At 73.9% G+C, this 13,056-nt stretch carries 11 protein-coding genes; 8 read left to right on the plus strand and 3 right to left on the minus strand.

Translation table 11 applies throughout. The features are described 5' to 3' along the window. The first annotated feature begins 114 nt into the window (after positions 1 to 114). Positions 115 to 1,215 (plus strand): serine hydrolase domain-containing protein, encoded by a 1,101-nt coding sequence (locus ACIQJT_RS00100; RefSeq protein WP_402638503.1) that lies wholly within the window; start codon positions 115 to 117, stop codon positions 1,213 to 1,215. Positions 1,216 to 1,556: 341 nt separating this feature from the next. Next, positions 1,557 to 3,593: an elongation factor G gene (gene fusA / locus ACIQJT_RS00105; RefSeq protein ID WP_402638505.1), complete on the plus strand. Its 2,037-nt coding sequence runs from the start codon at positions 1,557 to 1,559 to the stop codon at positions 3,591 to 3,593. Positions 3,594 to 3,698: 105 nt separating this feature from the next. On the opposite strand, the gene ACIQJT_RS00110 is transcribed toward fusA, so the two are convergent. Both ACIQJT_RS00110 and ACIQJT_RS00115 read right to left on the minus strand, forming a co-directional pair. Continuing rightward, positions 3,699 to 4,091, minus strand: a complete 393-nt coding sequence (locus ACIQJT_RS00110) for an SCO5389 family protein (protein ID WP_402638508.1) — start codon at positions 4,089 to 4,091, stop codon at positions 3,699 to 3,701. Positions 4,092 to 4,127: 36 nt separating this feature from the next. Further along, on the minus strand, positions 4,128 to 5,084 hold the full coding sequence (locus ACIQJT_RS00115; RefSeq protein ID WP_402638510.1) for an ATP-binding protein: 957 nt from the start codon (positions 5,082 to 5,084) through the stop codon (positions 4,128 to 4,130). A 117-nt stretch (positions 5,085 to 5,201) separates the two neighbouring features. On the opposite strand from ACIQJT_RS00115, the gene ACIQJT_RS00120 reads away from it, so the two are divergent. The 5 genes from ACIQJT_RS00120 to ACIQJT_RS00140 are packed head-to-tail and all read left to right on the plus strand — an operon-like array spanning position 5,202 to position 10,711. Then, entirely contained in the window at positions 5,202 to 5,738 is a 537-nt protein-coding gene (locus ACIQJT_RS00120; protein WP_402638512.1) for a GNAT family N-acetyltransferase, read from the plus strand. A 5-nt stretch (positions 5,739 to 5,743) separates the two neighbouring features. Continuing rightward, positions 5,744 to 7,228 carry an ABC transporter substrate-binding protein gene (locus tag ACIQJT_RS00125; protein WP_402640027.1) on the plus strand — a complete coding sequence of 495 codons (1,485 nt, stop codon included), beginning with the start codon at positions 5,744 to 5,746 and terminating at the stop codon, positions 7,226 to 7,228. A gap of 3 nt (positions 7,229 to 7,231) precedes the next feature. Further along, positions 7,232 to 9,019, plus strand: a complete 1,788-nt coding sequence (locus tag ACIQJT_RS00130) for an ABC transporter permease subunit (RefSeq protein ID WP_402638514.1) — start codon at positions 7,232 to 7,234, stop codon at positions 9,017 to 9,019. Continuing rightward, positions 9,016 to 10,251, plus strand: a complete 1,236-nt coding sequence (locus ACIQJT_RS00135; protein ID WP_402638516.1) for an MDR family MFS transporter — start codon at positions 9,016 to 9,018, stop codon at positions 10,249 to 10,251. Before ACIQJT_RS00130 ends, ACIQJT_RS00135 begins: the two co-directional genes overlap by 4 nt. Positions 10,252 to 10,261: 10 nt before the next feature. Beyond that, positions 10,262 to 10,711 (plus strand): GNAT family N-acetyltransferase, encoded by a 450-nt coding sequence (locus tag ACIQJT_RS00140; RefSeq protein WP_365453892.1) that lies wholly within the window; start codon positions 10,262 to 10,264, stop codon positions 10,709 to 10,711. Positions 10,712 to 11,068: 357 nt separating this feature from the next. Here ACIQJT_RS00140 and ACIQJT_RS00145 read toward each other — a convergent pair whose 3' ends face one another. Beyond that, positions 11,069 to 11,851 carry a CDP-alcohol phosphatidyltransferase family protein gene (locus ACIQJT_RS00145; RefSeq protein ID WP_365453895.1) on the minus strand — a complete coding sequence of 261 codons (783 nt, stop codon included), beginning with the start codon at positions 11,849 to 11,851 and terminating at the stop codon, positions 11,069 to 11,071. Positions 11,852 to 11,972: 121 nt separating this feature from the next. On the opposite strand from ACIQJT_RS00145, the gene ACIQJT_RS00150 reads away from it, so the two are divergent. After that, the gene (locus ACIQJT_RS00150; protein WP_402638519.1) at positions 11,973 to 12,953 is read left to right on the plus strand and encodes a zinc-binding alcohol dehydrogenase; all 981 of its coding nucleotides are present in this window, start codon (positions 11,973 to 11,975) and stop codon (positions 12,951 to 12,953) included. Positions 12,954 to 13,056: the final 103 nt, after the last annotated feature.

Genomic DNA, 13,056 nt, shown 5'->3' on the forward strand with positions numbered 1-13,056 from the left:
GCGTGTGAGTACCAGCTCCCAGAGCAGATCCTTTCCGCACGTGCGATCGATATCCTTGGGTCGGCGCGCAAATTCGGTTGACCGTGCCGCGTCCGGATGGGCCCAATACCCCTTATGGCCGACATCCAGGGCACGTACGACGATCTCTTCTCCGCGGTCCCCGACAAACTGGCGGCGCTGCTGGACGAAGGGGACGCGGGGGGCTCGGTGGCCGTCCTCGTGGACGGTGAACCGGTCGTGGACGTCTGGGGCGGTTTCACCCACGCCGGCCGGACGGCCCCGTGGCAACGGGACACGATCACCAACGTCTTCTCCACCACCAAGACGATGACGGCGCTGTGCGCGCTGATCCTCGCCGACCGCGGCGCTCTCGACCTGGACGCCCCCGTGGCCCGGTACTGGCCGGAGTTCGCCGCCGCCGGCAAGGAGAAGGTGCTCGTGCGGCACCTGCTGTCGCACACCGCCGGCCTGCCCCACTGGGAGGGCCCGGTCGAGGAGCTCTACGACTGGTCGGCCGCCACCTCCCGGCTCGCCGCTCAGCCGCTCCTGTGGGAGCCCGGCACCGCGGCCGGCTACCACTCGCTCACCCAGGGCTTCCTGGTCGGCGAGGTGCTGCGCCGGATCACCGGCCGCACGGTCGGCGAGTTCCTCGCCCAGGAGGTCACCGGCCCCCTCGGCGCCGACTTCCACATCGGGCTCCCCGCCGACCAGGACCACCGGGTCGCCCGCACGCTCCCGCCTCCCGGCCGCGACGAGGACTACACCGCGGGCGCCGCGAACAGCGACGCCCCGCGCACCACGGCGACCGCCTTCCGCCTCCGGGACGGCAACAGCACGGCCTGGCGGCGCGCCCAGATCCCCGCCGCCGGCGGGTTCGGCAACGCCCGTTCGGTGGCCCTCGTCCAGTCCGCGCTCGCCTGCGGCGGAACCGTCCGGGGCGTACGGCTGCTGTCGGCGTCGGGCGCCGAACGCGCCCGGGAGGAGCAGTTCAGCGGCGAGGACCGCGTCATCGGCATGACACAGCGGTACGGCCTCGGCTACGGCCTGTTCGGCACCTCCTTCGGCTGGGGCGGCTGGGGCGGCTCCCTCGTCATGATCGACCCCGACGCCCGCATGGTGGTGGCCTACGCGACCAACCAGATGCGCGAACCCGCCGAGGACACGCGGGGGTTGGACCTCGTCATGGCCGCCTACGACGGCCTCCAGGGCCTCTAGCGCCGACGCTCGCCGGAAGGGGCGGGGCACGGAAGAAAATCCCGTGCCCCGCCCCTTCCGGTGTCCCTACACTCACCACGCAGCCCGTGAAGGGGACGACGAGTGAGGGGAGTACGGCCGTGTGCGTGCGCAGCGCTGTCGCCGTTCCCCGGACGTCGTACGACGTGATCCTCGTGTCCCCGGTCCTCCGGTGCCCGCTGCGCGGCCGGCACCGGACGCCCGCGACGACCGCCTGACCGAGGCCGGACACCCCTGCCACGCAGACGCACCGACGTGCCGTCATGCCGTCGTACGGGACATCGCGCAGCCCTGTCACCACACCACCCGAAAGGCCATGGGCCGTGCGCACCACCCACCACCCCGACCCGCTCGCCGTCGTCCGCAACCTCGGCATCCTCGCCCACGTCGACGCCGGCAAGACCACCGTCACCGAGCGGATCCTGTTCGCCACCGGCACCACGCACAAGCGCGGCGAGGTCCATGACGGCACCACCGTCACCGACTTCGACCCGCAGGAGCGGGACCGCGGGATCACCATCTTCGCCGTGGCCGTGAGCTGCGCGTGGGACGGACACCGCCTCAACCTGATCGACACCCCCGGGCACGTCGACTTCGCCGACGAGGTGGAGCGCTCGCTCCGGGTACTCGACGGCGCGGTCGCGGTGTTCGACGCGGTCGCGGGTGTGGAGCCGCAGAGCGAGTCGGTGTGGCGGCAGGCGGACCGGCACGGTGTGCCGAGGATCGCGTTCGTCAACAAGATGGACCGCGCGGGCGCCGACCTGGACGCGGCCGTCGAGTCGATCCGGCGGCGGCTGCATCCGGCACCGCTGGTCGTGCAGTTGCCCATCGGCAGCGAGGACGGCTTCACCGGTGTCGTCGACCTGGTCCGGATGCGGGCACTGACCTGGCCGGACGGCGGCACGGTCAGGGAAGGACCCGTGCCGGACTCCCTGCGCGAGGAGGCGCTCGGCCGCCGCCGCACGCTGGAGGAGGCCGTCGCGGAACGGCATCCGGCCGCCCTGGAGGAGTTCTGCGACCGGGAGACCCTGTCCGCCGGCACCCTCACCGCCGCCCTGCGGGACCTCACCCGCAGCGGCGACGGCGTGGTCGTCCTGTGCGGCTCGGCCTACCGCGACCGCGGGGTCGAACCGCTGCTGGACGCCGTCGTGGCGTACCTGCCGTCACCGCTCGACGTGCCCGCCGTACGCGGCGAGAACGGCGAGGAGCGGCCCTGCGACCCGGCGGCGCCCCTCGCGGCGCTGGCGTTCAAGGTGCACGCCACCCCGACGGGACGGCTGACGTACGTCCGGGTGTACGCGGGAACGATCGAGAAGGGAGCCACCGTGTGGGACGCGGGCGCGCGCCGCACCGAGCGGGTCGGGCGGATCCTGCGTGTGCAGGCCGACCGGCACGCCCCGCTGGAGCGGGCGGTCGCCGGTGACATCGTCGCCGTCGTCGGGCTGCGGTCGGCCCGGGCGGGCTCGACCCTGTGCGCGCCGGAGGCCCCACTGGTGCTCGAACCGCCGAGCGTGGCCGACCCCGTCGTGTCCGTGGCGGTCGAGCCGCAACGGGCCGTCGACGCCGACCGGTTGGCGTCCGCGCTGGCCCGGCTGGCCGAGGAGGACCCCTCGCTCGTCGTCCGCACGGACCCCGAGACCGGCCAGACCCTGCTGTCCGGCATGGGCGAACTGCATCTGGAGGTCGCGGTGGAGAAGGTGCGGCGCGAGCACGGCCTCGCTCTGAACACCGGTCGGCCGAGGGTCAGTTACCGGGAGACGGTCGGGCGGGGCGTGTCGGGTGTGGTCTTCCGGCACGTCAAACAGGACGGTGGGGCAGGGCAGTTCGCCCATGTCGTGCTCGACGTCGAACCCTCGCAGGAGGACTTCGAGTTCCGTTCCGCGGTGGTGGGCGGGCGTGTCCCGCAGGAGTACGTCCGTGCCGTCGAGGCCGGCTGCCGGGACGCCCTGGCCGAAGGACCGCTCGGCGGGCACCCGGTGACGGGCCTGCGCGTCACCCTCACCGACGGGGCGACGCATGTGAAGGACTCCTCGGACACGGCCTTCCGCACCGCGGGCCGGGCCGGACTCCGTCAGGCGCTGCGCGCCTGCGCGATGGTCCTCCTGGAACCGGTCGCCGAGGTCACGGTCACCGTGCCCGAGGACGCCGTGGGCGCCGTGCTCGGCGACCTGGCCGCCCGTCGCGGCAGGGTCTCCGGCTCGGCCGTGCGCGGCGGTTCGAGGGCGGTCACGGCGACCGTGCCGCTGGCCGAACTCTTCGGCTACGCCACGAGGCTGCGCAGCCGGACCCAGGGCCGCGGCACCTTCACGGCCCGTCCGACGGGGTACGCGCCGGCGCCGGCGGTGACGTCGCCGCGGTGACGTGACGTCGGGGACGTGACGTCCGGGACGGAAGTCCCGGACAGGAGGGGGAAGGACCGGGCGGTGGCACCGCCCGGTCCTTCCGCCACGCGCACCGGACTCCGCTCAGCAGTCCCTGAACTCCGGCGACTGGTTCAGCACCTGCGAGCGCACCGACGTGAAGCGGGCGTACGTCTCGCCGTCGGCCGCCTCCGGGCGGAAGGCGGCCACGCGGTGGCAGTTCTGGAAGGCCAGGGCGACGCCGAAGTGGCGTTCCAGGCTGCCGCGGATGGCGTCGCTGGCGAGGGCGCGCAGAAGTTGGCCGCGCTCCTTCTCCGACGGGGGAGGGGTCTGGTTGTCGGTGAACTCGGCCTGGCTGGAGCGGAGTTCACCCGCCAAGGAGGCGATCAGGTCGTAGGCGTAGGGGAGGGAGGTGCGGACCGTGTCCACGAAGTCCTCCTCGCGGATGTCGCCCTGTTCGGCTTCGGCGAGGAGCTTCGGCGATACGTCGAGAGACATGTGCTGCGGTTCCTGTCTGTCGGTGGGAGGAGGGGGTCAGCCGAGGGAGGCGGGACCCGGGACGAAGTCCGGGTCCACCTGGGAGGCCAGATCGAGACCGGTCGCCTCGTTCGCCCAGGAGCGGGCGTTGCGCAGGTGGAACTCGACCGCGTGGCGGTGGAGCGTCGGCCAGTCGCGGGGGTGGGCGTCGACCGTCTCGCGCAGGATCGACAGGGCGTGCCGGTTGTGGGGCTCCAGCGAGTCCGGGCCGCCCTCGGCGCGCCCCTGTTCGGCCGCGCGCACCCAGGGCGAGTGGACCAGGTGGGTCACCAGGTCGTCGCCCACGTGCTCCTTGAGGAAGAGCAGGTCGTCCTCGCCGGTCACCTTGTTGCCGATCACGGCGATCCGGATCCCGAACTCCCGTGCGTGGTCCCGGTACTGGCGGTACACCGAGACGCCCTTGCGGGTGGGTTCGGCCACCAGGAAGGTCACGTCGAAGCGGGTGAACAGTCCCGAGGCGAACGCGTCGGCGCCGGCGGTCATGTCGACGACGACGTACTCGCCGGGGCCGTCGACCAGGTGGTTGAGGTACAGCTCCACCGCGCCCAGCTTGGAGTGGTAGCAGGCGACGCCGAGGTCGCTCTCCTCGAACGCGCCCGTCACCATGAGCGGGACGTCACCGACCCGCCGGACGTGTCTGGTGTGCAGTTCGTCGTCACCCAGCAGCCGCAGCAGACGTGAACCCCGGCCCGGCGGCGTGGTCTTGATCATCGCCTCGGCGGAGGCGATGCGCGGGTTGTCGCCGCGCAGGAAGTCCTTGATGTCGGCCACGTGCGCGCCCAGCGGAGGGGCGCCCAGGTCGTCGCCGTCGTGGCCCAGAGCCTCGGCGAGGTGCTGGTTGATGTCGCCGTCCACGGCCAGCACCGGTGCGCCGGAGAGGGCCAGATGGCGGGAGAAGAGCGCCGACAGGGTGGTCTTGCCGCTGCCGCCCTTGCCGACGAAGGCGATGCGCACTACCGCCCCAGCTTTTTGAAAATGGATGTCATGTCGGTAGGTTCTATGGCGCGCGTTCGATCACTGTCAAATCGCCCCGTGATCAAGACCGGAGTCCTTAATGCATATGATGTGCAGGTGCGTGACTACAGCATCAGGGCCGCGAGCCCGGACGACCTCGAAGGTGCGCGAGCCGTGATGCTCGACACCGTCTACCGCGACCTCGGAACCGGGTACGTGCCCCGCTGGCACGCCGACATCATCGACCCGGCCGCCGCCTACCTCGTCCCGCCCCGCCACACCCTCCTCGTCGCCCTCGACCCGGACGACCGGACCGTCGTCGCCACCGGCGCCCTCGACTCCCGCGGCCCCGCCCACCCGCCGAACCCGCGCGAGCTGGCCGAGCGCTACCCCAGCGGCGAGACCGCACAGCTGCGCCGGGTCTACGTCCGCCCCGAGCACCGCAGGCGCGGCCTCGCCCGCCGCCTGGTCGACGAGCTGCTGGCGTTCGCGGCCGCCGACGGCGGCTACCGCTCCGTGTATCTGCACACCGACCCGGCGGTCCCGGGCGCCGAACCGTTCTGGCGCTCGATCGGCAAGGTCGTGCACGACGAGCGCGAGACCACGGGCGGCACGAGCAACGTCGTCCACTTCGAGATACCGATGGGCCGGTGACCGCGATGCGCCGCCGTCACGCACTCGGCTCCCTCCTGCTCGCCCCCCTGCTCACCGCCTGCTTCGCCTCCCAGGGCGGCGACTCCGACAGCGCCACGGGCGACGGCCCCCGGCTCCGTGTCGCCCTCGCCTTCCCGCCCGCCGAGAACCTCTCCCCGTACGGCGACGACGCCACCCTCCTCAGCCGCCTCGGTGTCAGCGAGGGCCTGACCGCCCTCGACGCCAACGGCACCGCCACGCCCGCGCTCGCCGAGTCCTGGCGCCGCGAGAACGACCGCACCTGGCTGTTCACCCTGCGCGAGGCCACCTTCCAGGACGGTTCCGAGGTCACCCCGGCCGCCGTCGCCGCCGCCCTCACCCACGCCGGCGAGGCGAAGCCCGCCCCGGCCGCCCTCTCCGGCGTCACGCTGACGGCACAGGCGGCCGGCGACGCCGTACGCATCACCACGAGGACCGCCGACCCCGTCCTGCCGCTGCGGCTGTCCAGCCCGAGCCTCGCCGTGTTCGCCGCGAAGGCCTACGGCGAGGACGGCCGCGTCGATCCCGTCGGCACCGGCGCCGGCCCCTTCGAGCTGACCGAGGTCACCGGCTCCGCCTCCGCCGCCCTCGACCGCTTCGACGACTACTGGGGCGGCCGCGCCCAGGCCCCCGGGATCGACGCCCGCTTCGTCGCCGACGGCACCGCCCGCGCCAACGCCCTGCGCACCGGCCAGGTCGACATCGCCGAGGCGGTCCCCGTCGCCCAGGCCGCCGCCCTCGACGAGGCCACCGTCGAGGAGACCGCCACCACCCGCACCACGAGCCTGCACCTCAACACCCGCTCCGGCCCCTTCAGGGACCCGAAGCTGCGCGCCGCCGCCCGCGCGGCCGTCGACAGCTCCGCCGTCGTCAAGGGCGTCTTCGAGGGCCACGCCGATCCCGGCACCGGCCTCTACGGACCGGCCGTCACCTGGGCCGAGGGCAAGCGCGTACGGTCCGCCGGACGCGCGGCCGCCGCGGACCCGCACGGCACCGCCGTCACCCTCGCCACCTACGACAACCGGCCCGAACTCCCGGAGACCGCCCAGGTACTCCAACAGCAGCTCCAGAAAGCCGGGTTCAGGGTCACGCTGGTGGTGCGTGAGTACGCGCGGCTCGAAAGCGACGTGCTCGCCGGGAAGTTCGACGGGTTCGTCGGCGCCCGCAACAGCCTCGTCGACACCGGCGACCCCGTCGGCGTCCTCGCGAGCGACTACACCTGCGACGGCGAATACAACCTGTCCCGGCTGTGCGACAGGAACGTCGACCGGGCGGTCGCCGAGGCCGACGCCGTGGCCGACACCGGTGCGCGGCAGGACGCGGCGATGCGCGCCGAGGCGGCGGTCCTCGGCACCGACGCCGTGGTGCCGCTGGCCCACCAGAGGATCATCACCGGCGTCGCCACCGGCGTCCGGGGTGTGCTGCTCGACCCGTACGAACGGACGCTGGTCGGACCCGGAACGCGACGCTGACCCATGGCGCACCGCGTGGCCACCCTGCTGTGGCGTGTCCTGCTCGCGGCGGCCCTGGTGTGCGGGATCGGCCTGCTGCCGTGGCTGTCGCGCACCGACCCCGCGCTCACCGTGCTCAAGGCGCGCTCCGCGGACCGCGCCCCGACACCGCGGGTCCTGGCCGACATCCGGGACCGGCTGGGCCTGGACGAAGGCCCCGTGCACCTGCTCGGCCAGTGGCTCGGCGGGCTGCCCCGCGGGGACGCCGGCCGGTCGTGGCTGAACGGCACACAGGTCGCCCCCACCGTCGCCCAGGCACTCGGGGTGTCCCTGCTGCTGGTGACGGTGGCGCTCGCGGTCGCCGCCGCCACCGCCGCCCTGGTGTGCGCCCGCACCCTGTGGCTCGGCGCGCACGGCCGCCTCGACGGGCGGCGGACCCGGGGCGGCGCCTCGGCGATGCTCGCCGCACTGCCCGAGTTCCTCACCGCCTCCCTGCTCGCCACCGTCGTCGGCGTACAGCTCGGCTGGCTGCCCGCCCTCGGCTGGTACGGGCCACGGTGGACGGTCCTGCCCGCCCTCGCCCTCGGTCTGCCCGCCGGCGCCGTGCTCGGACGCCTCCTCGACGACCTGCTGCCCGGCGCCTTCGCCGAACCCTGGGCGGCGGCCGCGGCGGCCCGCGGACTGCCGGGCCGCACCGTCGCCGCCAAGGCGGTCCGCCGCTGCCTGCCCGCACTGCTGCCCAACCTGGGCCTGTTCGTCGTCGGCCTCACGGCCGGATCCGTCGCCGTCGAGCAGATCTACGACATCCCGGGCCTCGGCCGCACCACCCTCCAGGCCGCCCTCGCCCAGGACCTGCCCGTGCTCCAGGCCGGTACCCTCGCCCTCCTGCTCCTCGCGGCCGTCGCCACCGGCCTCGCGGCACTCACCGTCCGCCTCCTGGCCGGCCCTGCCCTGCGCGACGGCGCCCTTGACTCGCTGCACCGCCCCCGACGGCCCGCCCGCGGCACCCTGCCGCTCCTGTACGGCGGTCTCCTGGCCGCCGTCGTCGTGCTCGGCCTGCCCCGCGACCCGCTCGCCCTCGACACCGGGGCCCGGCTCCAACCCCCTTCCTGGACCCACCCGTTCGGCACCGACGCGCTCGGCCGGGACCTGCTCGCCCGGGTCGGGCACGGAGCCCTCGACACCCTGCTGACCGCCCTCGCCATCAGCGTCACCGCGCTGGCGGCCGGCGTCCTGCTCGGGCTGCTGCCCCGGCTGTCCGGGCCGCTCGTCGACACCGTCAACGCCGTACCGCCGGTGCTCGCCGCGCTGCTCGTGACCGCCGTCGCCGGGAGCGGTGCCGCCACGCCCGCGATCGCCGTCGCCACCGTCTCCTGGGCGGCGCTCGCCGCGCACACCTCCTCGCTGCTCCGGCAGGAACGCGCCACCCCGCACCTCGCGGCCACCCGGGCCCTGGGCGCCAGCCGCCGGTACCTGCTGCGGCACGAGCTGCTGCCCGCGATCCTGCCGCCCGTCACCCGGCACGCCCTGCTGCGGCTGCCCGGTGTCGCGCTCGCCCTCGCCTCCCTCGGCTTCCTCGGCCTCGGCACCCAGCCGCCCGCCCCGGAGTGGGGCCTGCTCCTGGCCGAGAACCAGCCCTACGCCGAACGCGCCCCCTGGGCCGTCCTCGCCCCCGCCGCCGCACTCGCCCTGCTGGGCGCGCTCGCGGTGAGCGCGGCGGACGGCGTGCGGTGGCCGCGCCGGCGCGCACGTCCTCGTACCACCACCACGTCGGCGTCCGCCCGGGAGGCGGCGGAGGTGGAGGCCCGGTGACGTCGACGCCGGTCGGTGCGCCGCGGACCGCGGCCCGGCTCTCGCCGCTGCTGCGGCTGCTGATCCTCACCCAACTCGCCTTCAACATCGGCTTCTTCGCGGTGCTGCCCTTCCTGTCCGAACACCTCGGGCAGGCCGTCGGGATGGCGGGATGGCTCGTCGGGTTGGTACTCGGGCTGAGGACCTTCAGCCAGCAGGGGCTGTTCGTGGTGGGCGGGGCGCTCGCCGACCGGTACGGGATCCGGCCGGTCGTCCTCGCCGGCTGCGCGCTGCGGATCGCCGGGTTCGCGTGGCTGGGGTACGCCGAACGGACCGGCGCGGTCATCGGGGCCGTCCTGCTCATCGGGTTCGCGGCCGCGCTGTTCTCGCCGGCGGTGGAGTCGGAGGTCGCGCGGCAGGCCGTCGTCCACGAGGAGGCGGGCGGTCAACGCACCCGGGTGCTGGCGTTGTTCACCGTCGCGGGGCAGGCGGGCGCGTTCGTCGGGCCGTTGCTCGGCGCGCTGCTGCTGGCGGTGGACTTCCGCACGGTGTGCCTGGCGGGCGCCGGGATCTTCGTGCTCGTCCTCGCCGGGCACGCGTGGATGCTGCCCCAGCACATCCCCGGCCGCCAACGGGTCCGTCTGCGCGGCGGGTTGGGAACTCTGGTCCGCAACCGCCGCTTCCTCGCACTGTGCTGTGCGTACGGCGCCTACCTGCTCGCCTACAACCAGCTGTACCTCGCCCTCCCCGACGAGGTGGAGCGCGTGACCGGCTCGCAGGCGGCGCTGGCCTGGCTGTTCGCCCTGTCCTCGCTGCTGGTGGTGACCGCCCAGCTCCCCGTCACCCGCTGGGCCGGCACCCGGCTGTCGCTGCGCCGGTCGATGGCGGCCGGACTCCTGCTGATCGGCGCCGGGTTCGCGGTCGTCGCGGTGTCCCGGCCCGCCGACTGGACCGGTACGGCGGGACTGCTGCCCTCGGCCGGCTTCGTCGTCCTGCTCACCCTCGGGCAGATGCTCGTCGCGCCGGTGGCCCGGGCGTGGGTCCCCGACCTCGCGGAACCGGGGCGTCTCGGTCTCTACACCGGGGCGCTCTCCTCGGTCTCCGGCCTGATCGTCCTGATCGGCAGCTCCGTCACGGGCTCACTCCTGGACGCGGGGCTGCCGGACGCGGTGCCGTGGCTGGTGCTGGCGGTGGTGCCGGTGGCGGCGGTGGGGCTGCTGCCCCTGCCGAAGGACGCGGGGTCGCGGCGATAGGGTCCACCCCATGGAGACTCAGGACATCCGGGTGGAGATCGCCCGGGAGGCGGACCAGGAACTCGTCGACGCCTTCGCGCGGATGCTGCCGCAGTTGTCCTCGACGGCCGAGGCCCTCGACCTCGCCGCGCTCGGCCGCATCCTGGCCTGCGACGCCAACACGATGCTGCTCGCCAGGTCCGCGTCCGGGTCGGTCGTGGGCACCCTCACCCTCGTGATGTTCCCGGCGCCCGCGGGACTGCGGGCCCGCATCGAGGACGTGATCGTCGACCACGAGGCACGCGGCCAGGGCATTGCCGGACTGCTGATCAGGGAGGCCATCCGGCTCGCCCGGGAAGCCGGGGCCCGCACCGTCGATCTGACCTCCCGCCCCGACCGGGCGGCCGCCAACCGGCTGTACGAGCGCCAGGGCTTCCGCCAGCGGGAGTCGACGGTCTACCGGGTACCCCTGAAGGGCTGACCGACGGCTTGCGGGCGAGTGCCAGGTCGAGCTCCGGAGGACCTCGGCGGGTCCGGTGAGGTGCGGGGCGTCCCGATGTGATCCGGAGCCCCGGCCGCGTCCCGCTCGACCGGTAGGCGGGCGTCGGTTTCCTCTCGGGCGCCGGGGTCTCGTGGTGCATCCGTGGGACTGCCCCCCCGGATGCCCAGCCCCGGCCGCGTCCCTCTCGCCCGGGTGTGCGCGTCGGCCGGGATGCATCGGTTGTCCTTCGGGCGGCATGGCCTCGTGGCGCAGTCGGCGCACTGTCCTCCGATGCCTCGCCCCGGGTGCGTGCGGGCCGGAGTGCGGTGGTTGCCGTCGCTCGCGCGGCAGCGGCCGTCAGGACGCCACGACCTGCGGTGCCGGCGCCGGGACCAGGTCCAGGAGTTCCTCCACCGCCGCCTGGTCCGCGCGGTGGGTGCGCCACAGCCACAGGACGTCCCGGCCGAAGGACCAGACCAGCGTGGACAGGGCCAGCGCCACCACACCGAAGGTCGCCGCGAACGGCAGGTACCCGGACGCGGCCACCAGCAGCAGGATGCCCTGGAGCGCGGCCACCGTCTTGCGGGCCATGCTCGGCGGCAGCGGGGCGTTGAGCCAGTTCCAGACGCGGGCCGCGGCCACGAAGCCGTAGCGCATGGCGCCGATGAGCAGGACCCAGGGGCCCTGGGACATCGACACGTACACGCTGAGCACCAGGATCAGGAACGCGTCGACCTCCATGTCGAACCGCGCGCCCAGCGGGGTCGACGTGCCCGTCGCGCGGGCCACCTTGCCGTCGACGCCGTCGAGGATCAGGGCCACGGCCGTGAGGCCGACGAAGAGGGTGACCGGCGGGGAGTCCTGGAAGGAGTCGGCGACCAGGGCCGTGACCCCGCCCACCAGGGTGGCCCGGCCGAGCGTCACCCGGTTGGCCGGACCGAAGGACCGCGGCCGGGTGCGGTGCAGCGCCCTGGAGAGCACGGCCCAGGTGGCGACGGCGAAGGCGAGGCCGGTCAGCCAGCCCGCCGGCCCCATGCCGATCGCCGTGCCGAGCAGGGCCAGCAACAGGATCTGCACGCCCGCTCCGACAGCGGTCTCCTGCTGGACCAGCCTTGCTTCGTAAGTGTTGTTCAGGGCCACCGCACATTCCTCCGGCCAGATGACAGAGTCGATCAAGGCCGCGTACTGTGCGCGGCCTGTGCACATCTCGGTACGTGAACGAGGTACGTGCACGGGTTGCCGATCGTTCAGGAGGTTCTCGATGAAGCCCGCCGCACGCGCGTTCTGGCTCCGTTCCCCGGGTGCGGGCGAGATACGGGAGGCCCCCCTTCCGGCCCCCGGCGAGGACGAGGTGCTGGTCCGCTCGCTGTACTCGGGAGTCAGCAGGGGCACGGAGACACTCGTGTTCCGCGGCCAGGTCCCCGAGAGCCAGCACGCGGCCATGCGGGCACCGTTCCAGGAGGGCGACTTCCCCGGTCCCGTGAAGTACGGCTACCTCAGCGTGGGGCTGGTCGAGGAGGGGCCCGCCGCGCTGAAGGGCAGGACCGTCTTCTGTCTGTACCCGCATCAGACGCGGTACGTGGTGCCCGCGAGCGCCGTGACGGTCGTACCGGACGACGTGCCCGCCCGGCGGGCCGTCCTCGCCGGCACCGTCGAGACCGCCGTGAACGCCCTCTGGGACGCGGCGCCCCTGGTGGGCGACCGGATCGCGGTGGTCGGCGGCGGCATGGTCGGCAGCTCGGTCGCCGCGCTCCTGGCCCGCTTCCCCGGCGTGCGGGTCCAGTTGGTGGACGCCGACCCGGCTCGCGCCGCGACCGCCGAAGCCCTCGGCGTCGGTTTCGCGGCCCCGGCGGACGCCCTCGGCGGCTGCGACCTGGTCGTCCACGCCAGCGCCACCGAACAGGGCCTCGCCCGCTCGCTGGAACTGCTCAGGCCCGAGGGCACCGTCCTCGAACTGAGCTGGTACGGCGACCGGAAGGTCGCCCTCCCGCTCGGCGAGGCCTTCCACTCCCGGCGCCTCGTCATCCGCAGCAGCCAGGTCGGCACCGTCTCCCCGGCCCGGGCGGACCGCAGCTACGGCGACCGGCTCGCCCTCGCGCTGGAGCTGCTGGCCGATCCGGCGCTCGACGCCCTCATCACGGGGGAAAGCGCGTTCGAAGAACTGCCGGAGGTGATGCCCGCGCTGGCCAGTGGGGAGATTCCGGCCCTCTGTCACCTCGTGAGCTATGGCAAGAGCGCCTGACCTGAGAAAAGAGTGAGATCCGGCTGAACACGGGGAAGCGGAGAGCCGTACTACACGGCATCCCCCGGCAGGGATCAGCCGGAGGACCAGACGCGCCGCACCT

The organism is Streptomyces sp. NPDC091972 (genome assembly GCF_044756385.1).
In the GTDB taxonomy this organism is placed as follows: domain Bacteria; phylum Actinomycetota; class Actinomycetes; order Streptomycetales; family Streptomycetaceae; genus Streptomyces.

What these genes read in the sequence shown, in the direction of transcription:
- ACIQJT_RS00140 (WP_365453892.1), top strand. Translation starts at nt 10,262, where the DNA reads ATGGAGACTCAGGACATCCGGGTGGAGATCGCCCGGGAGGCGGACCAG.
- ACIQJT_RS00130 (WP_402638514.1), top strand. Translation starts at nt 7,232, where the DNA reads ATGGCGCACCGCGTGGCCACCCTGCTGTGGCGTGTCCTGCTCGCGGCG.
- ACIQJT_RS00100 (WP_402638503.1), top strand. Translation starts at nt 115, where the DNA reads ATGGCCGACATCCAGGGCACGTACGACGATCTCTTCTCCGCGGTCCCC.
- ACIQJT_RS00125 (WP_402640027.1), top strand. Translation starts at nt 5,744, where the DNA reads ATGCGCCGCCGTCACGCACTCGGCTCCCTCCTGCTCGCCCCCCTGCTC.
- ACIQJT_RS00110 (WP_402638508.1), bottom strand. Translation starts at nt 4,091, where the DNA reads ATGTCTCTCGACGTATCGCCGAAGCTCCTCGCCGAAGCCGAACAGGGC.
- ACIQJT_RS00150 (WP_402638519.1), top strand. Translation starts at nt 11,973, where the DNA reads ATGAAGCCCGCCGCACGCGCGTTCTGGCTCCGTTCCCCGGGTGCGGGC.